Genomic DNA, 26,917 nt, shown 5'->3' with positions numbered 1-26,917 from the left:
CTCCTGTAAGGAACAGATAGTCGGTCAGAACGGCAGTTGCAGCTCAGGCTCTACCCGCAGCAACTGGGTGCGGAAAACATCCTTGATACGTTGCAATTCGGCGTCGCTGTCGGCCTCGAAACGCAGCACCAGCACCGGGGTGGTGTTGGAGGCGCGAACCAGGCCCCAGCCATTGGCGTAGTCGACCCGCACACCGTCAATGGTGGTCAGGTGGGCTTCGCCCCAGTCGGCGTCGCGTTGCAGTGCATCAATGATGCTGAATTTACCCTCGTCGGTCACATCAATATTGATTTCCGGCGTGGAAATATCATTCGGGAAGGCGGCAAACAGGTCTTCGGCGCTCTGCTGGGTCTTGCTGAGGATCTCCAACAGGCGCGCGGCGCTGTAGATACCGTCGTCAAAACCGTACCAACGTTCCTTGATGAAGATGTGACCGCTCATCTCGCCTGCCAGCAGCGAACCGGTCTGCTTCATCTTCTTCTTGATCAGCGAATGGCCGGTTTTCCACATCAAGGCGCTGCCACCGTGCTGTTCGATCAGCGGGGTCAGGCGGCGGGTGCATTTGACGTCGAAGATGATCTCGGCACCTGGGTTGCGCGACAGCACGTCCTGGGCAAACAGCATCAGCAGGCGGTCGGGGTAGACGATGCTGCCGGTGTTGGTCACCACGCCGACGCGGTCGCCGTCACCGTCGAAGGCCAGGCCGATATCGGCACCGGTTTCCTTGACCTTGGCGATCAGGTCTTCGAGGTTCTCCGGCTTGCCCGGGTCCGGGTGGTGGTTGGGGAAGTTGCCGTCGACCTCGCAGAACAGCGGGGTCACTTCGCAGCCCAGGGCTTCGATCAATTGCGGTGCAACCACGCCAGCGGCGCCGTTGCCGCAGTCCACCACCACCTTGAGCTTTTTCGCCAGCTTTACGTCGCCGACGATCTGCTGGAAGTAGCGGTCGAGGATCTCGACCTTTTCCACGCGGCCTTGGGCCAGGGTCAGGTCGTTGGTTTTCAGGCGGGTCAGCAGGGCCTGGATCTGTTCGTTGGCCAAGGTGTCACCGGCGATGACGATCTTGAAACCGTTGTAGTCCGAAGGGTTGTGGCTGCCAGTCAGCATCACACCGGACTTGCCGGCCAGCACGTTGGCTGCGTAGTACAGCGCCGGGGTAGGCACCAGGCCGACGTCGCTGACGTGGCAGCCCGCATCGACCAGGCCTTTGATCAGCTGTTCCACCAGCATCGGGCCCGACAGGCGGCCATCGCGCCCTACCGAAACCTGCGGTTCGCCCTGGGCCAGGCTTTGCGCGCCGATGGCGCGGCCGATCCAGTAGGCGGTTTCGGCGTGAAGGGTCTTGCCGACCACGCCGCGTATGTCATATGCGCGGAAAATGCTGTCGGGCAATGCGGCGGGGACCAGGTGGGCCATGTCGTTCATCTCTGGAAGCTCCATTAGTCAAAGGCTTTCTGGGCAGGCGCAAACTGAACGCTTGGACGGTGGTTTCGCCAGAGAGTTCGCCATCCTTGGCCTGAACGGTCATTTGCCGGCTCAGTGGCTGCCGGAGTGACCGAAGCCGCCAGCGCCACGCTGGCTTTCGTCGAATGCTTCGACGATGTCGAAGTGAGCCTGCACCACCGGTACCAGCACCAGCTGGGCGATGCGCTCGCCCACCGCGATGGTGAACGGCGTGTTGCCGCGGTTCCAGCACGACACCATCAGCTCGCCCTGGTAGTCCGAATCGATCAGGCCGACCAGGTTGCCCAGCACGATGCCATGCTTATGGCCCAGGCCCGAGCGCGGCAGGATGACTGCCGCCAGGCCCGGGTCGCCGATGTAGATCGACAGGCCGGTAGGAATCAGGATGGTCTGGCCCGGTTCGAGGAGGGTGTCTTCCTTGAGCAGGGCGCGCAGGTCGAGGCCGGCGGAGCCGGGGGTGGCGTACGCGGGTAGCGGGAATTCGCTGCCCAGGCGTGGGTCGAGGATCTTGGCTTGAAGAGCGTGCATGTAACTTATTGAACCTGGTTAAGCCGTTCGGCGATGAAGGCGACCAGTTGCCGGGCAATCTTGCCCTTGCTGGTCTGCGCGAAGAGGGTCTGGTGCTGCTGGCGGTCGATCACGGTCAAGGCATTTTCTTCGCTGTTGAAGCCGATGCTGGGGTTGGCCACATCATTGGCGACAATCAGGTCGAGGTTCTTGTCCTTGAGCTTGCGCGTGGCGTAATCGAGCAGGTGCTCGGTTTCGGCGGCAAAGCCGACGCTGAACGGGCGGTCGGCGCGGCCAGCAATGGTGGCAAGGATATCGGGATTACGCACCATCTGCAGCAGCATGCCGTCGCCGGTCGTAGGATCTTTCTTCAGTTTTTGTGTGGCAACCACTTCGGGGCGGTAGTCCGCAACCGCTGCCGAGGCAATGAACAGGTCGCACGGCATGGCCACTTCACAGGCCGCGAGCATGTCTCGCGCGCTGACGACGTCGATGCGGCTGACCCGGTCAGGGGTTGGCAAGTGCACAGGGCCCGTGACGAGGGTCACCCGAGCCCCTGCTTCGGCGGCCGCTTCGGCCAGGGCGAAGCCCATCTTGCCGGAGCTATGATTGGTGATGTAGCGCACCGGGTCGATGTTTTCCTGGGTAGGCCCGGCGGTGATCAGCACGTGCTTGCCGGTCAGTGCCTGGCGCTTGAAGCTTTCCGCGGCGCACCAGGCCAGGTCGGTAGCTTCGAGCATGCGCCCCAGGCCGACGTCGCCGCAGGCCTGGCTGCCGGATGCCGGGCCGAACACCTGAATGCCACGGCTCTTGAGCAGCTCGAGGTTGGCTTGGGTGGCCGGGTCACGCCACATGGCCTGGTTCATCGCCGGCGCCACGGCGACGGTGGCGTCAGTGGCCAGCACCAGCGTGGTCAGCAGGTCGTCTGCCATGCCTTGGGCCATGCGTGCCATGAGGTCGGCGGTGGCAGGGGCGATCAACACCAGGTCCGCCCACTTGGCCAGTTCGATATGGCCCATGGCTGCTTCGGCGGCCGGGTCGAGCAGGTCCATGTGCACGGGGTGGCCCGACAGCGCCTGCAGGGTCAGCGGGGTGATGAATTCGGCACCACCCCGTGTCATGACGACGCGCACCTGCGCGCCGTGCTCGAGGAGACGGCGAATCAGCTCGGCGCTTTTGTAGGCGGCAATGCCGCCACCCACGCCGAGAACGATGCGCTTGCGATACAGCCGCTGCATAGGCTTGCCTTTTTCCAGTGAGAGCGGGCGGCGACGTTTGAAAATGCCTGCGGCGGAACGTCGCATGTACGAGGCGAAATAGATTAACACAGGGCCGAAATGGGCCGCAGCAAAGGCAGGGGTGGAATGAACATCAGGGAGTGGCCGGCGGAAGAACGGCCTAGGGAGAAGTTGTTGCAGCGAGGGGCAGGGAGCCTGACAGATACGGAGCTGCTGGCCGTTTTTCTCGGCTCAGGCGTACGTGGGCGTAATGTCGTGGAGCTTTCGCGAGGCTTGTTGGTGAAGTTCGGCAGCTTGCGCCGGTTGCTGGAGGCCGACCGCGAGGCCTTCGTCGGCGAGCTTGGGTTGGGCCCGGTGAGGTACAGCCAGCTGCAGGCTCTGCTTGAGATCGGCCGCAGGCACCTTGCAACGTCGATTGAGCGCGAGTCTGCCATGGACAGCCCGGCAGCGGTGCGACGCTACCTGAAAGCCATGCTCAGGCATGAGGCCAGCGAGGTGTTCGGGTGTCTGTTTCTCGATACCAAGCACCGGCCACTGGCATTTGAGATCCTGTTCAGGGGCACGATAGATCGGGCGAGTGTCTATCCGCGAGAGGTGGTGCGGCGGGCGTTGGTGCACAACGCTGCGGCATTGATCCTGTGCCACAACCATCCTTCAGGGATCAGTGAGCCGAGTCAGGACGATGTGCATTTGACCCTGTCGTTGAAGCGGGGGCTGGCGTTGATCGATGTGCGGGTGCTGGATCACATCATCATTGGTGATGGGGAGCCGTTGTCGATGGTCGAGCATGGGTGGATTGTGGCCTGAGGGACTACTGAGAGCCTTATAGGGTCAGTACGGGCCCTTTCGCGGGTAAACCCGCTCCTACAGGGGTAGCGTCAACTGCCAGGCTGGCGCTGTCCTGTAGGAGCGGGTTTACCCGCGAAGAGGCCGGTACAGGCTTACTTGGTCACCGTCACCTTGCTGAAATCCAGCCGCCCGAACGGGCTCACCTGGTACCCCTCGACGCCTTGGCGCAGCAAGGTCGCCGCCGTCGGGTGCGCCAGTGGCACCCACAGCGCCTGCTGCTGAATCAGTGTCTGCGCCTGTTGGTACAGCCGGCTGCGCACGCTCTGGTCGTTGGTGGTGCGCCCGGCGCTGATCAGCTGGTCGAGGCGGCTGTCGCAGAAGCGTGCGAAGTTGGTCCCTGACTCGACCGACGCACAGGAAAACTGCGGGCTGAGGAAGTTGTCCGGGTCGCCGTTGTCGCCCGCCCAGCCCATGAACAGCAAGTCATGCTCGCCGGCCTTGGCGCGGCGTATCAGTTCGCCCCACTCGATCACGCGGATCTCCGCTTTCACGCCAATCTTCGCCAGGTCGGCTTGCAGCATCTGCGCGCCAAGGCTGGGGTTGGGGTTAAGCAGGCTACCCGAGGGCCGGGTCCAGATGGTGGTACTGAAGCCTTCGGCCAGCCCGGCCTTGGCCAGCAGGGCTTTGGCTTTCTTCAGGTCCAGTGGGTAGCCGGGCAGGTCCTTGGCGTAGCTCCAGGTGTTAGGCGGGTAGGGGCCGTTGGCAGCCACCGCAGAGTCTTCGAACACGGCCTTGAGGTAGGCCTGCCTGTCGAAGGCCAGGTTGATCGCCTGGCGCACTTCCGGCTTGTCCAGCGGCGGGTGCTGGCTGTTGATGGCGACGAAGGCAGTCATGAATGCCGGGGTGGTGGCCACCTTGAGGTTACTGTCCTTGCCCGCTTCGGCAATGTCCAACGGCTTGGGCGACAGGGCAACCTGGCACTCGCCACGCTTGAGCTTCTGCAGGCGCACGTTGGCATCGGTGGTGATGGCGAAGATCAGCGGGTCGACCGCCGGCTTGCCGGCGAAGTAGTCCGGGTTGGCGCGGTAGCGCACCACGGCGTCTTTCTGGAAACGCTGGAACACGAACGGCCCGGTGCCGATCGGTTGGTTGTTGAGATTTTCCGGTGTGCCGGCCTTGAGCAGCTTGTCGGCGTATTCGGCGGAGTAGATCGAGGCGAAGCCCATGCTCAGGGTGGCCAGGAAGGTGGCGTCCGGGTGGCTGAGGGTGAAGCGCACGGTGTTCGGCGACGGTGCCTCGATCGCCTTGATCAGGCTGCCCAGCTGCAGCGATTGGGCATGCGGGTAGCCGCCCGGCGCAGTCTTGTGCCAGGCATGGGCCGGGTAGAGCATGCGCTGGAAGCTGAACAGCACGTCGTCGGCATTCAGCTTGCGGCTTGGCTTGAAGTAGGGGGTGCTGTGAAACTTGACGTCATCGCGCAGGGTGAAGTCATACACCAGGCCGTCGGCCGATACCGTCCAGCTGGTCGCCAGGCTCGGCACCACCTTGCCTTGCGCCGCATCGAACTCCACCAGGCGGTTCATCAGCACGTCGGCGGTGGCGTTGGTGGTAGTGAGCGAATTGTACTGCACCACGTCGAAACCTTCGGGGCTGGCCTCGCTGCAAACGCTCAGCGGAGCGGCCTGGGCAACGCCGGCGGCGAACAGGGAGGTGAACAATAAGGAAAGTGCGGCGGCACGCATGGTGGCTCCTTGGCTGTCAGTGGCCCATCTGCCAGTGCAGTCTGTAAAAGGCCTACCCTAGTGCGCCCGCCGGCAAATGACCACACCCTTTTTTGCAAATCTTGCGACGAGCGGTCGACGACTGGCGGGGCCTGCCGCTATGCTGGCCCGGCGCGTTCTGGCTAGCGGTAATGTGCATCTACTGTTGTTGCAGCCAAGTCTTTCTGGTATAAAGCAGCGCTCTTTTCTAGGGGCTCGGCCTGTCGCATCAGCGGATCCGGTCGATAAGGCCTCCAGAATCACGGCGCCCAGGCGCCAAAGACTGAGAGATTAAGCGGCCAACCCATGCCGGGTTGGGCATGTGGTTTTAGAGGGCTGAGTCATGTCGAGAGTCTGTCAAGTTACTGGTAAGGGTCCAGTAACCGGGAACAACATTTCCCACGCAAACAACAAAACCCGTCGTCGTTTCCTGCCGAACCTGCAGCACCACCGTTTCTGGGTTGAATCCGAGAAGCGTTTCGTGCGTCTGCGCGTTTCCGCCAAAGGCATGCGTATCATCGACAAGCGCGGCATCGACGCCGTTCTGGTTGACATCCGTAAAGCTGGCGCCAAGGTTTAAGGGAGAGCATCATGCGTGAATTGATCCGTCTGGTTTCGAGTGCCGGTACCGGCCACTTCTACACCACCGACAAGAACAAGCGCACCACCCCGGACAAAATCGAGATCAAGAAATATGATCCGGTTGTTCGCAAGCACGTGGTGTACAAGGAAGCCAAGATCAAGTAATTGATCGGCGACCTGAAAAAAAACCCGCATCCGAAAGGACGCGGGTTTTTTTTGGGCTGCAGCAGGGTCAGTTGAAGGCGAAGCTCTGGATCATCAGGTCGGCGTCGGCCTTGATCTGGATGCGCTCGGCGTCGTAGTCGTGGGTGGACATCTCGTTGGGGCCAACCACGCGAGTGCGCCCGGTGAGGGCGCAGATGGTGCCTTTCAGTTCCGGCACGTAGCGGGTGCCGACCAGGTGAGCGAGGGTTTGCAGAACTTCTTCGTTGGTCATGCTGATTTTCCTTGTGAGGCTGAATGGCCCGAAACGGGCAGGGTCATCCTCACGCATGCCTGCAAAATCCCTGCGCTACATAATTATTTCTGCTCGAACATCACATAGATCTTGCGGCACGGCTCCAGCACCTCCCAAGTGCCTTTGAAGCCGGCGGGGATGACAAACCGATCGCCGGCACGCAGGGTTTTAGCCCCACCGTCCTGGTCGCGCAGCACCGAAACGCCCTGGACGATCTCGCAGTATTCGTGCTCCGTGTAGTTCACTGTCCACTGGCCCACCTCACCTTCCCATACGCCAGCGGCAAACTGCCCACACGGGCTGGAATAATGGTTGTAGACCGCCTGGTCCGGTTCGCCCTTGAGAATTTTCTCTGCAGCCGGGCGGTAGCGTTCGGCTTCGGTGAGGACCTGCGCGAAGTCGATGATGCTATCGATACTCATGGTTCGGCTCCTGTTGTTGTTTAATAAAATGAACATCAGTAGGCTTTTGAGCCTCTCGTGTCAAATATATTGATAGTTTACACCGGCTGGTTTAGGGTATCGCTTGCCAGTGTGCGCTTGGCGCCCGGCCAGAATTCTGACAACGCCTGTGAGTCCTCAGTGCGGCGTTGCACCTAAACAAGAGGAGGAGTTTCGTATGACCACCCTGACCCGTGCGGACTGGGAACAACGTGCCCAGCAACTGAAGATCGAAGGCCGTGCCTTCATCAACGGCGAATACACCGATGCCGCATCCGGTGAAACCTTCGAGTGCCTGAGCCCGGTCGACGGACGCTTCCTGGCCAAGGTTGCCAGCTGCGACCTGGCCGATGCCAACCGCGCTGTTGAAAACGCCCGTGCCACCTTCAACTCCGGCGTGTGGTCGCAGCTGGCCCCGGCCAAGCGCAAGGCCAAGCTGATCCGTTTCGCCGACCTGCTGCGCAAGAACGTCGAAGAGCTGGCGCTGCTGGAAACGCTGGACATGGGCAAGCCGATTGGCGACTCCTCCAGTATCGACATCCCAGGTGCGGCCCAAGCCATCCACTGGACTGCCGAAGCCATCGACAAGGTCTACGACGAAGTTGCCCCGACCCCGCATGACCAGCTTGGCCTGGTTACCCGCGAGCCGGTAGGTGTGGTCGGTGCCATCGTTCCTTGGAACTTCCCGCTGCTGATGGCCTGCTGGAAGCTCGGCCCGGCGTTGGCCACCGGTAACTCGGTCGTGCTCAAGCCGTCCGAAAAATCGCCGCTGACTGCCATCCGCATCGCCCAACTGGCGATCGAAGCCGGTATCCCGGCTGGCGTGCTGAACGTGCTGCCAGGCTATGGCCACACCGTGGGCAAAGCACTGGCCCTGCACATGGACGTCGATACCCTGGTGTTCACCGGTTCGACCAAGATCGCCAAGCAGCTGATGGTTTACGCGGGCGAGTCGAACATGAAGCGCATCTGGCTGGAAGCCGGTGGCAAGAGCCCGAACATCGTCTTTGCCGACGCCCCGGACCTGCAAGCTGCCGCCGAAGCCGCCGCCAGCGCCATCGCCTTCAACCAGGGCGAAGTGTGCACTGCAGGTTCCCGACTGCTGGTCGAGCGTTCGATCAAGGACAAGTTCCTGCCGATGGTGGTAGAAGCCCTGAAAGGCTGGAAGCCAGGCAACCCGCTGGACCCGCAGACCACTGTCGGTGCCTTGGTCGATACCCAGCAGATGAACACCGTGCTGTCGTATATCGAGGCTGGCCACAAGGACGGCGCCAAGCTGCTGGCCGGCGGCAAGCGCACCCTGGAAGAGACCGGCGGCACCTACGTCGAGCCGACCATCTTCGACGGCGTGACTAACGCCATGCGCATTGCCCAGGAAGAAATCTTCGGCCCGGTGCTGTCGGTGATTGCCTTCGACACCGCCGAAGAAGCCGTGGCCATTGCCAACGACACCCCGTATGGCCTGGCCGCTGGTATCTGGACTTCGGACATTTCCAAAGCCCACAAGACCGCTCGTGCCGTGCGTGCAGGCAGCGTCTGGGTCAACCAGTACGATGGTGGCGACATGACCGCGCCGTTCGGTGGCTTCAAACAGTCGGGCAACGGCCGTGACAAGTCGCTGCACGCACTGGAGAAGTACACCGAGCTGAAGGCGACCTGGATCAAGCTGTAACCCGGTAGGTCCTTTTCGCGGGCAAGCCCGCTCCTGCAGGTCTTCGCGACCGTTGCAGGAGCGGGCTTGCCCGCAATTGGGCCCTTGGAAATATTGGCTGGGAGGCTGTAATGCGTTGGGGTACCTACTTCGCCGTACTGGCATCGGTGCTCAGTGTCGGGCTGGCGCTTGGCGTGAGCATGCCGCTGGTGTCCCTGCGCCTGGAGGCCTGGGGCTACGGCAGCTTCGCCATCGGCGTGATGGCGGCAATGCCGGCGTTGGGCGTACTGGCCGGCGCCAGCCTGGCCAGCCGCCTGGCAGGTTGGGTTGGCGTACCGTCGGCGATGCGCCTGTGCCTGTGGGGCGGGGCGCTGTCGATTGGCCTGCTCGCGTTGCTGCCTAGTTACCCGTTATGGCTGCTGCTGCGGCTGATGATCGGCATGTCCCTGACCGTGGTGTTCATCCTTGGCGAAAGCTGGATCAACCAACTGGTGGTCGAACAGTGGCGTGGCCGGTTGGTGGCGCTATATGGCAGCAGCTACGCCCTGAGCCAGTTGGCCGGGCCGTTGGTGCTGGGTTTCCTCGGCTCTGATGACGACTTCGGCTTCTGGGCGGCGACCGGCCTGCTGCTGGCCGCGCCGCTGGTTCTGCTGGGGCGTGGTGGGGCGCCGAGCACGGAAGCCTGCAGTGTCACCTTTGGCGACCTGTTCGCCTTCTGCCGACGCTTACCGGTAATTGCCTGGGCCATTGCCCTGTTCGCCTCGTTCGAGGCGATGATCCTCACGTTGCTGCCGGTGTATTGCCTGCAGCAGGGCTTCAGCACCGAAATCGCCTTGTTCATGGTGAGTACCGTGGTGGTGGGTGATGCAGTGCTGCAATTGCCCATCGGCGCGCTGGCCGACCATATGTCGCGACGTACCCTGTTCACTGGCTGTGCGGTGACCCTGCTGGTGTCCAGTCTGGCGATCCCGCTGCTGTTGCACACCCCGGTTATCTGGCCGTTGTGGGTGTTGTTCGGCGCCAGTGCCGGCGGCTTGTTCACCTTGTCGCTGGTGCTGATCGGTGAGCGCTACCGCGATGATGAGTTGGTACGGGCCAATGCCCACGTGGCCCAGCTGTGGGGCATTGGCTGTTTGCTCGGGCCGTTGTTGGCGGGGGCGGGGAGCCAGTGGATCAGCGGGCATGCGTTGCTGTTCCTGATGGCGGCCGGGGCTGCGGGGTTGGTGGTATTGACCCGGCGGCGCGGAGCCTTCGAGCCGGTTTCTGCCTGATGATTTTTGGGGCCGCAAGGCCCCGGAATCGCCGCTACAGCATTTTCTCCAAGCCAACCGCCTTGCTGATCCAGGCATTGAGCCGTCGCCAGATCCCGCCCGGCTCAGACGTCAGCACGTGCCGTTGGCCATTGTCCTCGGTTGCCCACACCAGCTTGTTACCTATCAGTTTCACCTGATAGCTCAGCGCAGGCGCCATACCCTGCTGGGCCAGCTCGCGGGTGTATTCGGCCAGCTCCGGGCTGTCCACCAGTACCCCGACCTCGGTGTTCCACAATACTGAGCGCGGGTCGAAGTTGAACGAGCCGATGAAGGTCTTGCGCCGGTCGAACACGATCGCCTTGGTGTGCAGGCTCGAATCCGAGCTGCCACGGAAACTCAGTCGCCCCGCGCTGGGGTCGCCTGGCTGGCGGCGAAGCTCGTAAAGCTGCACCCCGTGCTCAAGCAAGGCACGACGATAGGGTGCATAGCCTCCATGCACTGCCGGCACGTCGGTGGCTTCCAGCGAGTTGGTCAGCAGCTTCACCGAAACGCCAGCGTCGGCGCGGCCGGTCAGGTACAGCAGCCCCGGTTCGCCCGGTACAAAGTAGGCCGATGCCAGGACCAACTCGCGGTGCACGTTAGCCAGGTCCGGTGCCAGTTGCTGGCTCAGCAGTAATTGCGGGTCCGGTTCGTCTTCGGCCAACACCTTGCTGGGCGCATCCCATAGCGCCTGGGCGTGAGCCCAGATCAGCTCGTTGCGCCACACATCCAGGCGCGGCTGCGACTGGTAGGCCATCAAGCGGTCGTACAGGGCCTTGCGCTGGGTCCTGGCTTTGGCCAGCGACACTTCCAGGCGCTGGCGGCTGGCCCGCAGGTCATTGGCATCCGGGTCATGCCAGAGGAAGTCGGTGATCGGCCGGCTGAGGGCGCTGTTCCAGTACTGGTCGAAGCTGTGCCCCAACTGCTCGGCTACCGGGCCCACGCCCAGCAGGTCGATGTCGGTGAAGTTGAGGTTGGGCTCGGCATCGAAATACTCGTCGCCCAGGTTGCGCCCGCCGACGATGGCCATGCTGTTGTCCACCAGGAACAGCTTGTTGTGCATGCGCCGGTGCTGGCGCGACAAGTTGAACAGCCGGCCCACGGCGCGCGTAACGCCGGTACTGCGCCCCAGATGCAGTGGGTTGAACACTCGAATCTGGATGTTCGGGTGGGCATTAAGGGTGCCCATGACGGTGTCCAGGCCGTCGCTGGTGGTGTCGTCGAGCAGGATGCGCACGCGCACGCCACGGTCGGCAGCGCGCAGCAGTTCATGCACAAGGGCGCGGGTACTGAGGCCGTCGTGGACGATGTAGTACTGCAGGTCGATGCTCGCCTGGGCGTTGCGTATCAGTTCGGCGCGGGCGCGAAATGCCTCGTTGCTGTTGGGCAGCAGGCGAAAGCCCGAGCGGCCGCCATAGGGCGCGGCTTGGCGCAGCACCGAGCGGCCAAAGGCCGAGTCGTGGGCAGGCAACGCCTGACTGGTTTCGCGGGGCGCGCTGATGCTTGTGCAACCGGCAAGGCCGAGCAACAACACCAGCAGCAGAGGCAAGGCTCGCTGGAGTCTCAAGGGTGGACCGTCCTGTGCAGCAAGGGCTTTAGGGGTTTGACCGTGACGGGCGGCGCAAAGTTACGCGTCGGCGCTTTCGTCATCCAGTAGACGAAGGGCGGTTTCACCTACCTTACGCACGGAGGCTTCGATTTGCGGCGTTGGCCTGGCGGCGAAATTCATGCGCAGGCAGTGGCGGAACTTGCCCGAGGCCGAAAAGATGCTGCCCACGGCAACCTGCACGCCCTGCTCCAGTAAAGCGCGGTTCAGCCGAAGCGTATCGAGATGTTCGGGTAATTCCACCCACAGCATGAAGCCGCCCTGGGGCCGGCTCACCCGGGTGCCCGCCGGGAAGTGGCGGGTCACCCAGTCGCCCATCAGGTCGCGGCCACGCTGGTACTGGCTGCGCATGCGCCGCACATGGGGCTGGTAGTGGCCGCCGGCGATGAAGTCAGCGATGGCCAGCTGAGGCTGGCTGGCGGTGCTGCCGGTGCTGATGTACTTCATGTGCAGCACGCGCTCCAGGTAGCGCCCGGGCGCCACCCAGCCGATCCGCAGGCCGGGCGCGAGGGTTTTGGAGAACGAACTGCAGAGCAGCACGCGGCCATCGTCGTCGAACGACTTCAGGGTGCGTGGGCGTGGGTAGGTATAGGCCAGGTCGCCGTACACATCGTCTTCCAGAATTGCCACGTCATAGCGTTGGGCGAGGCTCAACAGGGCCTTCTTGCGTGCCTCGGGCATGATGTAGCCCAGCGGGTTGTTGCAGTTGGGGGTGATCTGGATGAGCTTGATCGGCCACTGCTCCAGGGCCAGCTCCAGCGCCTCCAGGCTGATGCCGGTGACCGGGTCCGTGGGGATTTCCAGCGCTTTCATGCCCAAGCCTTTGAGGGTTTGCATGGCGCCGTGGAAGCTGGGCGAGTCGACCGCGACGATGTCGCCTGGCTCGCAGACCGCTCGGATGCTGCATGACAGCGCCTCATGGCAGCCGGTGGTGATCACCAGGTCGGCCGGCCCCAGGCGGCAGCCGGAGTCGAGCATCAGCCGGGCCACCTGTTCGCGCAGGGCCAGGTTACCGTGGATGTTGTCGTAGTACAGGCCAGGCATGTCCTGGCGCCGGCTCAACTGGGCAAGGCTGCGCAGCAGCGGCTTCAGGGTAGGGCTGTCGATGTCGGGCATGCCGCGGCCGAGTTGCACCACATCCTGGCGCGGCGTACTGCGCACCAGCTCCAGCACCTGTTCCCACTGCGAGATGTCCACCGGGCGCTGGGCTGGGCGGCTGACTGCGGGCAGTGCCGGCAACTGCCGTTGGTCGCTGACGAAGTAGCCGGACTTGGGCCGCGGCGAGACCATGCCGCTGTCTTCGAGCATGCGATAGGCCTGCTGCACGGTGCTCAGGCTGACCCCGTGCTCCTCACTCAGTGCGCGCACGGACGGCAGGCGCTGGCCGGGGCGATAGAGCCCCTGCTCGATGCGGGCGCCGAGTATTTCGGCGAGATTCAGGTAGAGGGTCACGGCATACTCCTGCGCTGCATTGGCATAGCGACCGGTACAGTTGGCCCGAAAATACAGCATTCAGTCGGCCAGCGGCCAATTCTGTATGGGAATAATAAGGCTGTATTGGATCTGTATTGTCGAGGGTGCCGACGCGCATGCTTTCTCCACGGTAACCACTGAACGGGAGGATGCGGTGATGGGTGGCATGAGCGATGTGCGCTTGCAACTGTTGGCCAAGGAACTGGAAGCCGGGCAGCAGGCCAAGGTGTTCAACGCGCCAGAGGGTTTGGGGCGTTGGGGGCTGATGCGGCATCGCTGGCATACCCGCAGGGCGTTGCTGCAGCTGACCGATGACGAGTTGCGCGATGTTGGGCTGAGCTGGGAGCAGGCCCGGATAGAAGGGCGGAAACCCTTCTGGAAGGACTGACACGGTGGTCGCTGAAGGGCCTGTTGTGCCCCAGACTTGAAACTTGCTCCGACCCTGTGGGAGCGGGCATGCCCGCGAAGCAGGCGTCGCGGAGGATGGCACGGGCTTCGCCCGTGTTCGCGGGCACGCCCGCTCCCACAGGGGGCTAGTCAGCTCTTAGATTTTAAGCAAGACAGTTGCTGCCACAAGGATGGGGACTTTCAGGCCAGCTCTTTCAGGCGATGCCACAGCATCCCCAGCGCCAGCAGTGGCGAGCGCAGGTGCTTGCCGCCAGGGAAGGTGATGTGCGGCACCTTGTTGAAAAGGTCGAAGCGCCCGCTTTCCTGGCCACTGATGGCTTCACCCAGCAGGCGTGCGGCCAGGTGGGTGGCGTTGAGCCCATGGCCCGAGTAGGCCTGGGCGTAATACACGTTCGGCTGGCTGGCCAGGCGGCCAACCTGCGGCAGGCGATTGGCACCAATGCCGATCATGCCACCCCACTGGTAGTCGATGCGCACGTCGGCAAGCTGCGGGAACACCTTGAGCATCTTTGGCCGCATGTAGGCGGCGATGTCCTTCGGGTCGCGGCCTGAATAGTGGCAGGCACCGCCAAACAGCAGGCGGTGATCCGCGGACAGGCGGTAGTAGTCCAGCGCCACGCGCTGGTCACACACCGCCATGTTCTGCGGCAGCAAGGCGCGTGCGCGTTCTTCGCCCAGCGGCTCGGTGGCGATGATGTAGCTGCCGGCCGGCAGCACCTTGCCGCCCAGCTCGCGGTTGAGGTCGTTGTGGTAGGCGTTGCAGCACAGTACCAGGGTCTTGGCGCGTACCCGGCCTTGGGCAGTATGCACCTGCACTTCAGTGCCGTAGTCGATGCGGGTGACTTCGGATTGCTCGAACAACTTCACGCCCAGGCGGGCGGCTGCGGCGGCTTCACCCAGTGCCAGATTGAGCGGATGCAGATGCCCGGAGCCCATGTCGATCAACCCGCCCACGTAGCAATCGGCACCGACCACGCTGTGGATATCGTCCTTGCCGACCAGCCGCAGCTCATGTGCATAGCCCAGGCTGCGCAGTTCCTCGGCGTCTTGGGCAAAGCCCAGCAGCTCGGCGGGTTTGTTGGCCAGGTCGCAGTAGCCCCAGGCCAGGTCGCAGGCGATGGCATGCTTTTTAACCCGCTCGCGCACGATCTGTACGGCCTCCAGGCCCATCAGTTTCATGGTGCGCACGCCTTCTTCGCCGATGACCGGGAGGAACTGCTCCAGACCATGGCCGACCCCTCGGATCAGTTGCCCGCCATTGCGCCCACTGGCGCCCCAGCCAAGTTTGCGCGCTTCCAGCAGGATGACCGAGAAACCACGCTCGGCCAGCTCGATGGCGGTGTTCAGGCCGGAGTAGCCGCCGCCGATGATGCACACGTCGGCGTTGTGTTCGCCTTGCAGGTAGGCGTGGTCGGGGTGTGGCGCGCTGCTGGCGGCGTAATAGGAGGCGGCGTGCTGCGCGCTGTGGATCATTGGGGCGGCCCTGAAAAATGGAGGGGGGACGAGGATAAGCTGTGCCATCGCGGCCGGGCAACCCGCGAGGGCTTCATGCTCGTTCTCGGGTGAGCCCGCGATTAAGCCTATAATCCAATCACTTTTTCAGCTTGTATCCCGTCATGTCCTGTAACCGCCACAAGATCCACTTCCTGCGCGAACTCATCCCCTCTTTCGAGTGCGAGCCCGGCTGCCACGACTGCTGCGGCCCGGTCACCACCTCGGCGGAAGAAATGGCCCGGCTGCCGCGCAAGTCCCAGGCCGAGCAGGACGCTGCTCTGGAGCGTCTGGACTGCGTGCACCTGGGCCCCAACGGCTGCACGGTGTATGAAGAGCGGCCGATGATCTGCCGGCTGTTCGGTACCACCCCGCGCATGGCCTGCCCGCGGGGTCGTGGCCCTGAACCGATGATCGACCCCGCCGCTGAACAGTTGGTCCACCAGTTCATTGCCACCACCCGCCAGGTGCTGGTCTAGCCTCAGTCCGGGATCGGCAGGCAGAGGCTCTCCTTCACCTCTTCCATTACGATGTAGCTCTTCGATTCGCGCACGTGCGGCAGTTTCAGCAGGATGTCCCCGAGCAGCTTGCGGTACGAGGCCATTTCCGAAATACGCGCTTTCACCAGGTAGTCGAAGTCGCCCGACACCAGGTGGCATTCCAGCACGTGGGGCAGCTTCAAGACCGCGCGGCGGAACTCCTCGAAGGTATCGCCTGACTTGTAGTCCAGGCTGATTTCCACGAACACCAGCAGGCTGCCCTTGAGGTGCTGCGGGTTCAGGCGGGCGTTGTAGCCCATGATGATGCCCTCGCGCTCGAGGCGGCGAACCCGCTCGGTACAAGGGGTGGTGGACAGCCCAACTTTCTCGCCCAGTTCGGTGAAGGAAATACGCCCGTCATTCTGCAGGATACGCAGGATGTTGCGGTCGATCTTGTCCAGTTCACGCTTGGTCTGGTGCTGGGTTCTCATAGGGGATGCCCCTCCGTGAAAGGCGATTTTGCCGAGAATTCTCGCCAATAATAGGCTTTTATATAGTGAATTGCACTGGTCTCAAATTCCTATACTGCGCCCATTCATGCCATTTCAATAAAAGTGTGCGGCGCGCCGCGTGTGAGGGATAAAACGATGCGAGTTCTGGTACTTGGTAGCGGTGTAATCGGAACCGCCAGTGCCTACTACCTGGCCCGGCAAGGTTTCGAAGTGACGGTGGTCGACCGCCAGCCGGCGGTGGCCATGGAAACCAGCTTTGCCAACGCCGGCCAGATCTCGCCCGGCTATGCCTCGCCCTGGGCTGCCCCTGGTGTACCGCTCAAAGCCATCAAATGGCTGCTGGAGCGTCACGCTCCCCTGGCCATCAAGCTCACGGGCGATGTCGACCAGTACCTGTGGATGGCACAGATGCTGCGCAACTGCACCGCCAGCCGCTACGCGGTGAACAAGGAGCGTATGGTGCGCCTGTCCGAGTACAGCCGTGACTGCCTCGACGAGCTGCGCGCCGAAACCGGCATCAACTACGAAAACCGCAGCCTGGGTACCACCCAGCTGTTCCGCACCCAGGCCCAGGTCGATGCTGCGGCCAAGGACATTGCCGTACTCGAACAGTCCGGTGTGCCCTACGAGCTGCTCGACCGCGACGGCATTGCCCGCGTCGAACCCGCCCTGGCCGGCGTGAAAGATATCCTGGCCGGCGCCCTGCGCCTGCCGAACGACCAGACTGGCGACTGCCAGCTGTTTACCACCAAGCTCGCCGACATGGCGTTGAAGCTGGGCGTGGAGTTCCGCTTCGGCCAGGACATCCAGCGCCTGGACTTCGCCGGTGACCGCATCAATGGCGTGTGGATCGACGGCAAGCTGGAGACGGCAGACCGCTACGTGCTGGCGCTGGGCAGCTACTCGCCACAGATGCTCAAGCCGCTGGGCATCAAGGCTCCGGTGTACCCGCTGAAAGGTTATTCGCTGACCGTGCCGATCACCAACGCCGACATGGCTCCGACCTCGACCATTCTCGACGAGACCTACAAGGTTGCGATCACCCGTTTCGATAACCGCATCCGCGTTGGCGGGATGGCTGAAATCGCCGGCTTTGACCTGTCGCTGAACCCGCGCCGGCGCGAAACACTGGAGATGATCGTCAACGACCTTTATCCTCGCGGCGGTGACTTGAGCCAGGCCAGCTTCTGGACCGGCCTGCGCCCGGCGACCCCGGACGGCACGCCGATCGTGGGTGCCACGGCGTTCCGCAACCTGTTCCTGAACACCGGTCACGGTACCTTGGGCTGGACCATGGCGTGCGGTTCCGGTCGCTTGCTGGCCGACCTGATTGCGCGCAAGAAGCCGCAGATCAGTGCCGAAGGCCTGGATATCTCCCGGTATGGCAACAGCCGGGAAGTGGCCAAGCACGGGCAAAGCGCGCCGGCTCACCAGCAGTAATAGCCTGTGCCGGCCCATTCGCGGGCTTGCCCGCTCCCACAGGAACACCACCGCTTTTGAAAGCTGTGCACGACCTGTGGGAGCGGGCAAGCCCGCGAAGAATCCACCACCGATTTCAACCCGAACCACCATAAGGCAGCCGCCATGCGTCCCGCCCGCGCCCTGATCGACCTCCAGGCCCTGCGCCACAACTACCGTCTGGCCCGTGAACTGACCGGTGCCAAAGCCCTCGCCGTGATCAAGGCCGACGCCTATGGCCACGGCGCCGTGCGCTGCGCCCTGGCCTTGGAGGCCGAGGCCGACGGCTTTGCGGTGGCCTGCATCGAGGAGGCACTGGAACTGCGCGCCGCCGGTATCAATGCCCCGGTGCTGCTGCTGGAAGGTTTTTTCGAAGCCAGCGAACTGGCACTGATCGCCGAGCACGACCTGTGGTGCGTGGTGCACTCGCTGTGGCAGCTGGAAGCCATCGAGAAAACCCCGCTGCACAAGCCGCTCACCGTCTGGCTGAAGCTGGACAGTGGCATGCACCGCGTTGGCCTGCACCCCAAGGACTACCACGATGCCTACCAGCGACTGCTGGCCAGTGGCAAGGTTTCGCGCATCGTGTTGATGAGCCACTTCGCTCGCGCCGACGAACTGGACGCTGACGCTACCGCCCAGCAAATTGCCGTGTTCGAAGCTGCCCGACAGGGCCTGGCCGCCGAATGCAGCCTGCGTAACTCACCCGGCGTGCTGGGCTGGCCGCAAGCGCCCAGCGACTGGGTACGCCCAGGCCTGATGCTGTACGGCACCACGCCGTTCGAAGTGGCGCAGGCCGAGGCCGCACGCCTGCAACCGGTGATGACCCTGCAATCGCGGGTGATCAGCGTGCGCGAGCTGCCTGCCGGCGAGCCGGTGGGCTATGGTGCCAAGTTCGTCAGCCCTCGGCCGACCCGCGTGGGTGTGGTCGCCATGGGCTATGCCGATGGCTACCCGCGCCAGGCGCCCAACGGCACCCCAGTGCTGGTCGCCGGCAAGCGTACCCACCTGATCGGCCGGGTGTCGATGGACATGCTCAGCATCGACCTCACCGACGTACCGCAAGCCACTGTCGGCAGCCCGGTCGAACTCTGGGGCAAGCAGGTGCTGGCCAGTGAAGTGGCCGCACAGGCGGGCACCATTCCGTACCAGATCTTCTGCAACCTGAAGCGAGTACCACGGGACTACGTCGGCGAATGAGACGCTGAAGCGGACAGGTTGGGGGCGGTGTGTTGTAAATACTGAACGGCATTGCCATGATATCGTTCACATCCACCCCCCTTTCACCGTTTCAGGAGGCTCCAGCTTTGGACGTCGGCGAACGACTGCAAGCCATCCGCAAGCTCAAGGGCCTGTCGCAGCGCGAACTCGCCAAGCGTGCTGGCGTGACCAACAGCACCATCTCGATGATCGAGAAGAACAGCGTAAGCCCCTCTATCAGCTCGCTGCGCAAAGTGCTGAGCGGCATTCCCATGTCCATGGTCGAATTCTTTTCGGTCGAGCTGGAGCCGCAAAGCCCGACTCAGATCGTCTACAAGGCCCACGAGCTGATCGATATCTCGGACGGTGCGGTGACCATGAAGCTGGTGGGCAAGTCGCACCCCAACCGTGCCATCGCTTTTCTGACCGAGGTGTACCCGCCAGGTGCGGACACCGGTGCCGAGATGCTGACCCACGACGGCGAGGAGACCGGTATCCTGCTTGAAGGCCGCCTGGAACTGGTGGTCGGCAACGAGATTTTCGTTCTCGAAGAAGGCGACAGCTACTACTTCGAAAGCACCCGCCCGCACCGCTTCCGCAACCCTTTCGACCAGCCGGCGCGGCTGATCAGTGCGGCGACGCCTTCAAACTTTTGATCCAGCGCAGTGCATTGATTCGGCAATACCCCTTTCCTGTGTGGGGTCGTTTCACGGCCTCTGGGTTCCCGCTATACTTTTCAACGCTCGCCGATCCGTGGCCGCGAGCGTGATTAGCCACCATGAGGGTGTTCGCGTGAATCAAATCAAGAAGATGCTGGCCGTACCAGCAGCCGTATTCGCCCTCTGGGCAATGAGCGCAACCGCTGCGACCAATGACGACATCGCCAAACGCCTGGAGCCGGTTGGCCAGGTGTGCGTCCAGGGCCAGGAGTGCAAAGGCATGGAAGTGGCCGCTGCAGCGGGTGGCGGGGGAGCCAAGACGCCGGATGAAATCATCGCCAAGCACTGCAATGCCTGCCATGGCAGCGGCTTGCTCGGCGCGCCTAAAATTGGTGACACCGCCGCGTGGAAAGAACGCGCCGACCACCAGGGCGGCCTGGATGGCATCCTGGCCAAGGCCATTACTGGCATCAACGCCATGCCGCCAAAGGGCACCTGTGCAGACTGCTCGGATGAAGACCTGAAAGGGGCGATCAAGAAAATGTCCGGGTTGTGATTTACAGCTGAATTGCATGAGGCCCGCCGTTGATGGCGGGCTTTGTTTTTTTGTTGCCTGGGCCGGCCTCTTCGCGGGCAAGCCCGCTCCCACAGGTACCCCACAGGACCTGAAGGTTGTGTTAATCCTGTGGGAGCGGGCTTGCCCGCGAAAGGGCCGGTACAGGCAACCAATTACTTCAGCCCTATGTCCAACCCCTGAACCCATGGATGTTTCAGGAGGCCCAGATGCACCTCTGCTCCATCGACCAGGCTGTCGAGCAGGTTTTGTCCCGGCTGCCAACCCATATCCACATGGGGCTGCCTTTGGGCCTGGGCAAACCCAATGCCTTCGTCAACGCGCTTTACGCCCGCGTACGCGAGCTGCCCGAACGGCGCCTGACCATCTATACCGCACTTTCCCTCGGCCGCCCGCCACTGGGCGATGGCCTGCAGCGGCGCTTTCTCGAACCCTTCGTCGAGCGTGTCTTCGCTGACTACGAAGAGCTCAGTTACCTTGCAGACCTGCGCAACGACACGTTGCCACCCAATATTCGGGTCGAACAGTTCTTCATGCAGCCCGGCAGCCTGCTGCACAGCGAATCGGCGCAGCAGGACTACGTCAGCAGCAACTACAGCCATGCCGCACGGGATATCAACGCCAAAGGCCTGAACCTGATCGCCCAGTTGGTGGCCGCCACCCCTGAAAAGCCCGTGCACCTGAACCTGGCCTGCAACCCAGACATCACCCTCGACCTGCTGCCGATGATCGCCAAGCGCCGCGCGGCTGGCGAAACCATCCTTATGCTGGGCCAGGTGCATGCCGAACTGCCCTACATGCCAGGCGATGCCGAGCTGCCCATCGATGCCTTCGACCTGCTGCTCGATGAAGTCGAGCAACGCCGGCTGTTTTCCACACCAAACATGCCGGTTGGCATTCAGGACCACTGCATCGGCCTGCACGCCAGCAGCCTGGTACGCGATGGCGGTACGCTGCAGATCGGCATTGGTGCCATGGGCGACGCGGTTGCCGCGGCATTGCTGGCACGTCAGGGCGACAACGCCGGTTACCGTGCGGTGCTCAAGGCGCTGGATGTCGGACCGTGGCAGGCGTTGATCGAGCGAGAAGGGGGCCTGGACACCCTTACCCACGGCTTGTACGGCTGCAGCGAGATGTTCGTCAACGGCCTGCTGGTGCTGGCCGAAGCAGGGCTGCTACGACGCCCGGCGGACGAGCAGGGCGCAATACTGCATGGCGGCTTTTTCCTCGGCCCGCAAGCGTTCTACCAGCGCTTGCGCGAGATGCCGCTGGAGCAGCGCGCGCAGTTTGTCATGACCCGTATCAGCTTCATCAACGAGCTCTATGGGCAGGAGGCACTCAAGCGCCGACAACGTCGTGATGCGCGCTTCATCAACACCGCGTTTGGCATGACCCTGCTCGGCGCCGGGGTGGCCGACCAGCTGGAAGACGGCCGCGTGCTCAGTGGCGTGGGCGGGCAGTACAACTTCGTTGCCCAGGGCCATGCGCTGGAGGGCGGGCGTTCGATCCTGCTCTTGCGCAGCTGGCGCGAGGCAGGCGGGGAGGTGACCTCGAACCTGTTCTGGACCTATGGCCACTGCACCATTCCCCGGCACCTGCGCGATATCGTGGTGACCGAGTACGGCATTGCTGACTTGCGTGGGCAGACTGACAGCGAAGTGATTGCGCGGTTGTTGGCGGTGAGCGATTCGCGGTTCCAGCCGGGCCTGATCAAGCAGGCCAAAGACGCTGGCAAGCTTGCCGACGACTTTCAGCTGGAGGCGCGCTTTACCGACAATACCCCGCAACGCCTGGAGGCGATCAGGGCACAGCATGCGCGGCTGTTCCCGGAGTATCCGATGGGCACGGACTTTACGGCCGAGGAGCGGGATCTGTTGCGAGCGCTGAACTGGTTGAAGAGCAAGTTCAAGCTGAGCGAGGTGCTGGAGCTGGGCAAGGCAGCGTTGGATGCACCGGGGCCGGAAGGGTATGAGCGGCATCTGGCGCGGATGGGGCTGGAGGTTCCGCAAGGGTTGAAAGAGGAGCTTTATCAGCGGCTACTGCTGGCAGGGTTACAGGCTACAAGTTAATCGCTTGTGCACACTGGCCCCGTGTAGGAGCGGGTTTACCCGCGAATGCGATATTGAATCTGCCATCGCATTCGCAGGTAAACCCGTTCCTACGCCGGGGCGGTGAGGCCTTATTCGATGAAGCTGACCACACCACCTTCCAGCGACTTCACCCGGGCCAGCGATTCAACGCGGTAGCCCTGGCTGTCCAGTTCGGCACGGCCGCCCTGGAACGACTTCTCGATCACGATACCCAGGCCCGCCACGGTGGCACCTGCCTGCTTGATGATCGAGATCAGCGCCTGCGAGGCTTTGCCGTTGGCCAGGAAGTCATCGATTACCAGCACGCGGTCGCTGCTGTTGAGGTGACGCGGCGAAATGGCCACGGTGTTCTCGGTCTGCTTGGTGAAGGAATACACCGAGGCGGTCAGCAGGTTTTCGGTCAGGGTCAGCGACTGGTGCTTGCGAGCGAAGATGACCGGCACACCCAGTTTCAGGCCGGTCATCACCGCCGGGGCAATGCCCGAGGCTTCGATGGTGACGATCTTGGTCACGCCGGCATCGGCGAACAGGCGGGCAAACTCGTCACCGATCAGCTGCATCAGCGCCGGATCGATCTGGTGGTTGAGAAACGCGTCGACTTTGAGAACCTGATCGGAAAGCACGATGCCTTCTTCGCGAATCTTCTGATGCAGTGCTTCCACTGTGATTTCCTCGATGTAACAAAGGTTGCCGCTGGAGGCGGCAAAGTTAAAGAGTAATGGTTGATCAGCGTTTGAGCATTGCCCGGATATCGGCCAGGGCGTTGTTGCCGCGAGCGGCCTTCACCTCGACCGGCGCATCGTCCAGGCCCTCCCAGGCCAGGTCGTCCGGTGGCAGTTCGTCGAGGAACCGGCTGGGCGTGCAGTCGATGATTTCACCGTACTGCTTGCGCTTGGCGGCGAAGGTGAAGGCCAGGGTCTGGCGCGCGCGGGTGATACCCACGTAGGCCAGGCGGCGTTCCTCTTCGATGGTGTCGGCCTCGATGCTGGAGCGGTGCGGGAGGATTTCCTCTTCCATGCCCATGATGAACACGTAGGGGAATTCCAAGCCCTTGGAGGCATGCAGGGTCATCATCTGCACACCTTCGGCGTTCTCTTCTTCTTCCTGCTGGCGCTCGAGCATGTCGCGCAGCACCAGCTTGCCGATGGCGTCCTCGATGGTCATGTCACCCTCTTCGTCCTTCTCGAGGGTGTTCTTCAGCGCTTCGACCAGGAACCAGACGTTGCTGATGCGGAACTCGGCAGCTTTGTCGCTGGCGGTCTGCTGGCGGATCCAGTTTTCGTAGTCGATGTCGCGGATCATCTCGTGCAGCGCGGCAATCGGGTCTTCCAGGGCAACCTTGTGGCGCACCCCGTCCAGCCAGTGCTTGAAACGCTGCAAGCGCTCGGTGTAGCGCGCGTCCAGGTGCTCGCCCAGGCCCAGCTCTTCGCTGGCGGCGTACATCGAAATGCCGCGCTCGGTGGCGTAGTTGCCGAGCTTTTCCAGGGTGGTGGAGCCGATCTCGCGGCGCGGCACGTTGATTACCCGCAGGTAGGCGTTGTCATCGTCCGGGTTCACCAGCAGGCGCAGGTAGGCCATCAGGTCCTTGACCTCCTGGCGGCCGAAGAAGCTGTTACCGCCCGACAGGCGATACGGCACCTGGTGGTGCTGCAGCTTCAGTTCGATCAGCTTGGCCTGGTAGTTGCCGCGGTAAAGGATGGCAAAGTCGCTGTACGGGCGGTTGGTGCGCAGGTGCAAGGTGAGGATTTCCATGGCCACGCGTTCGGCCTCGGCTTCCTCGTTCTTGCAGCGGATCACGCGGATCTCGTCGCCCACGCCCATTTCGCTCCACAGCTGCTTTTCGAACGCATGCGGATTGTTGGCGATCAACACGTTGGCGCAGCGCAGGATGCGGCTGGTGGAGCGGTAGTTCTGTTCGAGCATGACGATCTTCAGGGAGGGGTAGTCCTCCTTGAGCAGCATCAGGTTCTCGGGGCGTGCACCCCGCCAGGCGTAGATCGACTGGTCGTCGTCGCCCACCACGGTGAACTGGTTGCGCATGCCGATCAGCATTTTCACCAGCAGGTACTGGCTGGCGTTGGTGTCCTGGTATTCGTCCACCAGCAGGTAGCGCACGCGGTTCTGCCAGCGCTCCAGCACCTCGGGGTGCTCCTGGAACAGCTTGACCGGCTGCAGGATCAGGTCGTCGAAGTCCACCGCGTTGAACGCCTTGAGCGTGCGCTGATAGTGGGTGTAGACGATGGCGGCGGTCTGCTCGCGCGGGTTGCGCGCCTTTTCCAGGGCTTCTGGCGGCAGGACCAGGTCGTTCTTCCAGGCACCGATCATGTTCTTGATCTCGTCGATGCCGTCGTCGCCGGAGTATTCCTTCTGCATGATGTCCGACAGCAACGCCTTGATGTCGGACTCGTCGAAGATCGAGAAACCCGGCTTGTAGCCCAGGCGCTCGTGTTCCTTGCGGATGATGTTCAGGCCTAGGTTGTGGAACGTACACACGGTCAGGCCACGGCCTTCCCCCGGGCGCAGCAAGGTGGCGACCCGCTCCTTCATCTCGCGCGCGGCCTTGTTGGTGAAGGTCATCGCCACGATGTACTGGGCGCGGATGCCGCAGTTCTGGATGAGGTGGGCAATCTTGCGCGTGATCACGCTGGTCTTGCCCGAACCTGCACCGGCGAGCACCAAAAGAGGGCCGCCGACATAGTCACGGGCTTCCTGCTGCCGGGGATTGAGTCGGGACATGCTAGAAACCGGGGGTCGCCAGAAAATAGCCGCGCATTCTAACAGGCATGGGGCCGTTGTGGCGCGACCGTCTGACGTCTGAGTCAGACTTTTGTCCGCCTAATTATTAGTGTCACTAATGCTAGTAGCTGAAAAAATCATATTTGCCGGTTTGACTCGTTTCGCGCAGGATGCACGACAAAATACGTCGGAATGCTACGCTCGAAAAAACCATGTATAAAAGTGAAAATCATTTTCATTGAATGCAGTAGCATCCCCTCCAGATCTCGTTGCACCGTCAAGCCCTAAGGAGCCCGCTTGTCCACGCCTGTCGAACCTTTGCGTTTGCTGCTGTTGGCCGATGAGCCGGAATGGGCTGCCTCGTTGCACGCGTGCATGCCCGCACTGGGTGGCAGCGCCGTGTTACTGACTGCGCCAAACTGGGAGGCGGTCGACAGCCTGTTCAGCCATGATCGTCAGGCCGTCGTGCTGGCAACACCCGCCTTGCAGCCCGCCCCCGGGCGTTGCGAGCTGCCGACTATTCTGCTGCTTGAACACGAGCCTGAGGCAGCGCCCAGCGCTGTCAGTGACTGGCTGGTGCGCGACCAGCTCAACGCCGATACCCTGCGCCGCTCACTGCGCCATGTGCGAGAGCGAGGGGTGCTGGTCGCCACCTTGCAGCGCCTTGCCGAGCAGGACCCGCTGACCGGCATCGCCAACCGCCAGGGCTTCCAGGCTTTGCTCAATGCACGCCTGGCCGAAAACGAAGGCCGTGGTGTCGCGCTTGGCCACCTGGACCTGGACAACTTCCGCCACGTCAACGACGCCCTGGGCCACCAGAGCGGTGACCGGTTGATCCTGCAGGTGGTGGCACGGCTGAAGCATCAGCTGGAGGCGGGCGACCAGCTGGCACGTCTGGGTAGCGACGAGTTCGCCCTGCTGATCGACACCCGTCGCGATGCCAACCGCGCCGAATGGATTGCCGAACGCATCGTCGAGGCCTTGGCAGAGCCCTACTGGATCGACGGCGAAAGCCTGCTGCTGGGCTGCAGCCTGGGCATTGCACATGCTCGCGCGCAGAGCGGCGCCGATCCGCTGATGTGGCACGCGCACATCGCCATGCGTCAGGCCAAGGGCAGCCAAGGCTGCACCTTCCATGTGTTCAACGAACGCATCAACCGCAACGCCCGCAGCCTTGCCGACCTGGAAAGCGAGTTGCGCCGCGCCCTGCGCCGCGATGAACTGGATCTGCACTATCAGCCCCGCCTGAACCTGGCTGACGGGCGCATTGTTGGCCTGGAGGCGCTGGTGCGCTGGCGCCATGCCGAGCGCGGGCTGCTGCCACCCAGTGAGTTCGTGCCACTGGCCGAGCAGAGCGGCCTGATCGTGCCCTTGGGTTATTGGGTTATTTCCCGTGCCCTGCGTGACATGCAGGCATTGTGCGAGCGTGGCCTGGAACCGCTGCACATGGCGGTCAACCTGAGTTTTCGCCAATTCCAGGACAGCCAGCTACTGGCCACGTTGAGTCGCCTGATCCTCGAGCACGGTGTGGATGCCCGCTGGCTTGAGTTCGAGCTGACCGAGACGGCGGTGATGCGCCGCAACGAGGTGGTGCGCCAGACCATGGACGCGCTGGGTCGCCTGGGCGTGCGCTTCTCGCTCGATGATTTCGGCACCGGGTTTTCTTCGTTCGTGCACCTCAACAGCCTGCCGATCACCTTGCTCAAGGTGGACCGCAGCTTTGTTGCGGAAATGGAAATGCGTGAAGAGAACCGCAAGCTGGTACACGCCATGATCAACCTGGCGCACAACCTCAACCTCGAGGTGGTGGCCGAGGGTGTGGAGAGTGAAGAGCAACTGGCGTTGCTGCGTGGGTTTGGTTGCGACCAGGTGCAGGGGTTCCTGGTCAGCAAGCCGCTACCGATAGGGGAATTGATGGCGTATTTGCTGCAGGCGCCCGGACGCCAGTTGGAGGCTGTCCTGTAGGAGCGGGTTTACCCGCGAATGGGCCGGGCCTGCTGGCCAATCTCCACCAGACGTTCACCGTTGCCGCCACCACCGTATTCGCGGGC

24 protein-coding genes and 1 pseudogene are annotated in these 26,917 nt (G+C 62.8%); 13 read left to right on the top strand and 12 right to left on the bottom strand.

Annotated elements, in window-relative coordinates; genetic code table 11:
* Positions 1-24: 24 nt before the first annotated feature.
* The 3 genes and pseudogenes from ACK59Z_RS00870 to coaBC all read right to left on the bottom strand — a co-directional run.
* Positions 25-1,392 (bottom strand): annotated as a pseudogene (locus ACK59Z_RS00870) (phosphomannomutase/phosphoglucomutase); the annotation flags it as partial.
* A gap of 144 nt (positions 1,393-1,536) precedes the next feature.
* Complete coding sequence (gene dut, locus ACK59Z_RS00865; protein WP_003253408.1) at positions 1,537-1,992, bottom strand: dUTP diphosphatase; 456 nt, start codon at positions 1,990-1,992, stop codon at positions 1,537-1,539.
* A 5-nt stretch (positions 1,993-1,997) separates the two neighbouring features.
* Positions 1,998-3,209 carry a bifunctional phosphopantothenoylcysteine decarboxylase/phosphopantothenate--cysteine ligase CoaBC gene (coaBC, locus tag ACK59Z_RS00860; RefSeq protein ID WP_409292112.1) on the bottom strand — a complete coding sequence of 404 codons (1,212 nt, stop codon included), beginning with the start codon at positions 3,207-3,209 and terminating at the stop codon, positions 1,998-2,000.
* Positions 3,210-3,335: 126 nt separating this feature from the next.
* Between coaBC and radC the strand changes: the two genes are divergently transcribed.
* Positions 3,336-4,016 carry a RadC family protein gene (gene radC / locus ACK59Z_RS00855; protein ID WP_020190327.1) on the top strand — a complete coding sequence of 227 codons (681 nt, stop codon included), beginning with the start codon at positions 3,336-3,338 and terminating at the stop codon, positions 4,014-4,016.
* 134 nt (positions 4,017-4,150) lie between these two features.
* On the opposite strand, the gene ACK59Z_RS00850 is transcribed toward radC, so the two are convergent.
* Positions 4,151-5,740 (bottom strand): ABC transporter substrate-binding protein, encoded by a 1,590-nt coding sequence (locus tag ACK59Z_RS00850; protein WP_409292110.1) that lies wholly within the window; start codon positions 5,738-5,740, stop codon positions 4,151-4,153.
* A gap of 361 nt (positions 5,741-6,101) precedes the next feature.
* Here ACK59Z_RS00850 and rpmB point away from each other — a divergent pair, with 361 nt between their 5' ends.
* Together rpmB and rpmG are read left to right on the top strand one after the other, a co-directional pair.
* Positions 6,102-6,338: a 50S ribosomal protein L28 gene (gene rpmB, locus ACK59Z_RS00845; protein ID WP_003253504.1), complete on the top strand. Its 237-nt coding sequence runs from the start codon at positions 6,102-6,104 to the stop codon at positions 6,336-6,338.
* An 11-nt stretch (positions 6,339-6,349) separates the two neighbouring features.
* The gene (gene rpmG, locus ACK59Z_RS00840) at positions 6,350-6,505 is read left to right on the top strand and encodes a 50S ribosomal protein L33 (protein WP_003253507.1); all 156 of its coding nucleotides are present in this window, start codon (positions 6,350-6,352) and stop codon (positions 6,503-6,505) included.
* A gap of 67 nt (positions 6,506-6,572) precedes the next feature.
* Here the strand turns inward: rpmG and ACK59Z_RS00835 are convergent, their stop codons facing one another.
* Positions 6,573-6,776 (bottom strand): hypothetical protein, encoded by a 204-nt coding sequence (locus tag ACK59Z_RS00835; RefSeq protein WP_108191982.1) that lies wholly within the window; start codon positions 6,774-6,776, stop codon positions 6,573-6,575.
* An 83-nt stretch (positions 6,777-6,859) separates the two neighbouring features.
* Entirely contained in the window at positions 6,860-7,219 is a 360-nt protein-coding gene (locus ACK59Z_RS00830) for a cupin domain-containing protein (protein WP_003253509.1), read from the bottom strand.
* A gap of 196 nt (positions 7,220-7,415) precedes the next feature.
* On the opposite strand from ACK59Z_RS00830, the gene ACK59Z_RS00825 reads away from it, so the two are divergent.
* A complete protein-coding gene (locus ACK59Z_RS00825; RefSeq protein WP_003253510.1) occupies positions 7,416-8,909 on the top strand; it encodes an aldehyde dehydrogenase in 1,494 nt (497 codons plus the stop codon).
* 110 nt (positions 8,910-9,019) lie between these two features.
* Complete coding sequence (locus ACK59Z_RS00820; protein WP_003253511.1) at positions 9,020-10,159, top strand: MFS transporter; 1,140 nt, start codon at positions 9,020-9,022, stop codon at positions 10,157-10,159.
* 34 nt (positions 10,160-10,193) lie between these two features.
* Here the strand turns inward: ACK59Z_RS00820 and ACK59Z_RS00815 are convergent, their stop codons facing one another.
* Together ACK59Z_RS00815 and ACK59Z_RS00810 are read right to left on the bottom strand one after the other, a co-directional pair.
* Positions 10,194-11,747, bottom strand: coding sequence for a phospholipase D family protein (locus tag ACK59Z_RS00815; RefSeq protein WP_047603710.1), 1,554 nt, complete (start codon positions 11,745-11,747; stop codon positions 10,194-10,196).
* 60 nt (positions 11,748-11,807) lie between these two features.
* Positions 11,808-13,238: a PLP-dependent aminotransferase family protein gene (locus ACK59Z_RS00810; protein WP_409292107.1), complete on the bottom strand. Its 1,431-nt coding sequence runs from the start codon at positions 13,236-13,238 to the stop codon at positions 11,808-11,810.
* Positions 13,239-13,416: 178 nt separating this feature from the next.
* On the opposite strand from ACK59Z_RS00810, the gene ACK59Z_RS00805 reads away from it, so the two are divergent.
* Positions 13,417-13,647 carry a DUF1127 domain-containing protein gene (locus ACK59Z_RS00805; protein WP_019752785.1) on the top strand — a complete coding sequence of 77 codons (231 nt, stop codon included), beginning with the start codon at positions 13,417-13,419 and terminating at the stop codon, positions 13,645-13,647.
* Positions 13,648-13,847: 200 nt separating this feature from the next.
* On the opposite strand, the gene ACK59Z_RS00800 is transcribed toward ACK59Z_RS00805, so the two are convergent.
* Entirely contained in the window at positions 13,848-15,140 is a 1,293-nt protein-coding gene (locus tag ACK59Z_RS00800; RefSeq protein WP_409292104.1) for an NAD(P)/FAD-dependent oxidoreductase, read from the bottom strand.
* A gap of 143 nt (positions 15,141-15,283) precedes the next feature.
* Here ACK59Z_RS00800 and ACK59Z_RS00795 point away from each other — a divergent pair, with 143 nt between their 5' ends.
* Positions 15,284-15,637: a YkgJ family cysteine cluster protein gene (locus ACK59Z_RS00795; RefSeq protein ID WP_003253518.1), complete on the top strand. Its 354-nt coding sequence runs from the start codon at positions 15,284-15,286 to the stop codon at positions 15,635-15,637.
* A 2-nt stretch (positions 15,638-15,639) separates the two neighbouring features.
* Here the strand turns inward: ACK59Z_RS00795 and ACK59Z_RS00790 are convergent, their stop codons facing one another.
* Positions 15,640-16,128, bottom strand: a complete 489-nt coding sequence (locus ACK59Z_RS00790; protein WP_003253520.1) for an Lrp/AsnC ligand binding domain-containing protein — start codon at positions 16,126-16,128, stop codon at positions 15,640-15,642.
* A gap of 156 nt (positions 16,129-16,284) precedes the next feature.
* Between ACK59Z_RS00790 and dadA the strand changes: the two genes are divergently transcribed.
* The 5 genes from dadA to ACK59Z_RS00765 all read left to right on the top strand — a co-directional run bounded on the left by dadA (position 16,285) and on the right by ACK59Z_RS00765 (position 22,109).
* The gene (dadA, locus tag ACK59Z_RS00785; protein ID WP_003253522.1) at positions 16,285-17,589 is read left to right on the top strand and encodes a D-amino acid dehydrogenase; all 1,305 of its coding nucleotides are present in this window, start codon (positions 16,285-16,287) and stop codon (positions 17,587-17,589) included.
* Positions 17,590-17,733: 144 nt separating this feature from the next.
* On the top strand, positions 17,734-18,807 hold the full coding sequence (gene alr, locus ACK59Z_RS00780; RefSeq protein WP_409292102.1) for an alanine racemase: 1,074 nt from the start codon (positions 17,734-17,736) through the stop codon (positions 18,805-18,807).
* 107 nt (positions 18,808-18,914) lie between these two features.
* Positions 18,915-19,463: a cupin domain-containing protein gene (locus ACK59Z_RS00775; RefSeq protein ID WP_003253526.1), complete on the top strand. Its 549-nt coding sequence runs from the start codon at positions 18,915-18,917 to the stop codon at positions 19,461-19,463.
* Positions 19,464-19,617: 154 nt separating this feature from the next.
* On the top strand, positions 19,618-20,022 hold the full coding sequence (locus tag ACK59Z_RS00770; RefSeq protein ID WP_033723760.1) for a cytochrome c5 family protein: 405 nt from the start codon (positions 19,618-19,620) through the stop codon (positions 20,020-20,022).
* Between the two features lie 227 nt (positions 20,023-20,249).
* Positions 20,250-22,109, top strand: coding sequence for an acetyl-CoA hydrolase/transferase C-terminal domain-containing protein (locus ACK59Z_RS00765; protein ID WP_409292100.1), 1,860 nt, complete (start codon positions 20,250-20,252; stop codon positions 22,107-22,109).
* A gap of 110 nt (positions 22,110-22,219) precedes the next feature.
* Here the strand turns inward: ACK59Z_RS00765 and ACK59Z_RS00760 are convergent, their stop codons facing one another.
* Positions 22,220-22,792, bottom strand: a complete 573-nt coding sequence (locus tag ACK59Z_RS00760; RefSeq protein WP_003253535.1) for a xanthine phosphoribosyltransferase — start codon at positions 22,790-22,792, stop codon at positions 22,220-22,222.
* A 64-nt stretch (positions 22,793-22,856) separates the two neighbouring features.
* Positions 22,857-24,866 carry a DNA helicase Rep gene (rep, locus tag ACK59Z_RS00755; RefSeq protein WP_003253537.1) on the bottom strand — a complete coding sequence of 670 codons (2,010 nt, stop codon included), beginning with the start codon at positions 24,864-24,866 and terminating at the stop codon, positions 22,857-22,859.
* A gap of 297 nt (positions 24,867-25,163) precedes the next feature.
* Here rep and ACK59Z_RS00750 point away from each other — a divergent pair, with 297 nt between their 5' ends.
* The gene (locus tag ACK59Z_RS00750) at positions 25,164-26,831 is read left to right on the top strand and encodes a putative bifunctional diguanylate cyclase/phosphodiesterase (RefSeq protein ID WP_409292098.1); all 1,668 of its coding nucleotides are present in this window, start codon (positions 25,164-25,166) and stop codon (positions 26,829-26,831) included.
* Positions 26,832-26,917: the final 86 nt, after the last annotated feature.

It is taken from the genome of Pseudomonas sp. KCJK9058, assembly GCF_046230975.1.
Classification (GTDB): Bacteria; Pseudomonadota; Gammaproteobacteria; order Pseudomonadales; family Pseudomonadaceae; genus Aquipseudomonas; species Aquipseudomonas alloputida.
The sequence above is the reverse complement of the archived record's forward strand: the minus strand, read 5'-3'. Positions and strand labels throughout refer to the sequence as shown.

Coding starts and splice junctions, on each gene's coding strand:
- radC (WP_020190327.1), top strand. CDS start 3,336: ATGAACATCAGGGAGTGGCCGGCGGAAGAACGGCCTAGGGAGAAGTTG.
- ACK59Z_RS00800 (WP_409292104.1), bottom strand. CDS start 15,140: ATGATCCACAGCGCGCAGCACGCCGCCTCCTATTACGCCGCCAGCAGC.
- ACK59Z_RS00820 (WP_003253511.1), top strand. CDS start 9,020: ATGCGTTGGGGTACCTACTTCGCCGTACTGGCATCGGTGCTCAGTGTC.
- ACK59Z_RS00850 (WP_409292110.1), bottom strand. CDS start 5,740: ATGCGTGCCGCCGCACTTTCCTTATTGTTCACCTCCCTGTTCGCCGCC.
- ACK59Z_RS00830 (WP_003253509.1), bottom strand. CDS start 7,219: ATGAGTATCGATAGCATCATCGACTTCGCGCAGGTCCTCACCGAAGCC.
- ACK59Z_RS00835 (WP_108191982.1), bottom strand. CDS start 6,776: ATGACCAACGAAGAAGTTCTGCAAACCCTCGCTCACCTGGTCGGCACC.
- rep (WP_003253537.1), bottom strand. CDS start 24,866: ATGTCCCGACTCAATCCCCGGCAGCAGGAAGCCCGTGACTATGTCGGC.
- dadA (WP_003253522.1), top strand. CDS start 16,285: ATGCGAGTTCTGGTACTTGGTAGCGGTGTAATCGGAACCGCCAGTGCC.
- rpmG (WP_003253507.1), top strand. CDS start 6,350: ATGCGTGAATTGATCCGTCTGGTTTCGAGTGCCGGTACCGGCCACTTC.
- ACK59Z_RS00790 (WP_003253520.1), bottom strand. CDS start 16,128: ATGAGAACCCAGCACCAGACCAAGCGTGAACTGGACAAGATCGACCGC.
- dut (WP_003253408.1), bottom strand. CDS start 1,992: ATGCACGCTCTTCAAGCCAAGATCCTCGACCCACGCCTGGGCAGCGAA.
- ACK59Z_RS00765 (WP_409292100.1), top strand. CDS start 20,250: ATGCACCTCTGCTCCATCGACCAGGCTGTCGAGCAGGTTTTGTCCCGG.
- ACK59Z_RS00805 (WP_019752785.1), top strand. CDS start 13,417: ATGGGTGGCATGAGCGATGTGCGCTTGCAACTGTTGGCCAAGGAACTG.
- ACK59Z_RS00770 (WP_033723760.1), top strand. CDS start 19,618: ATGCTGGCCGTACCAGCAGCCGTATTCGCCCTCTGGGCAATGAGCGCA.
- ACK59Z_RS00795 (WP_003253518.1), top strand. CDS start 15,284: ATGTCCTGTAACCGCCACAAGATCCACTTCCTGCGCGAACTCATCCCC.
- ACK59Z_RS00825 (WP_003253510.1), top strand. CDS start 7,416: ATGACCACCCTGACCCGTGCGGACTGGGAACAACGTGCCCAGCAACTG.
- coaBC (WP_409292112.1), bottom strand. CDS start 3,209: ATGCAGCGGCTGTATCGCAAGCGCATCGTTCTCGGCGTGGGTGGCGGC.
- rpmB (WP_003253504.1), top strand. CDS start 6,102: ATGTCGAGAGTCTGTCAAGTTACTGGTAAGGGTCCAGTAACCGGGAAC.
- alr (WP_409292102.1), top strand. CDS start 17,734: ATGCGTCCCGCCCGCGCCCTGATCGACCTCCAGGCCCTGCGCCACAAC.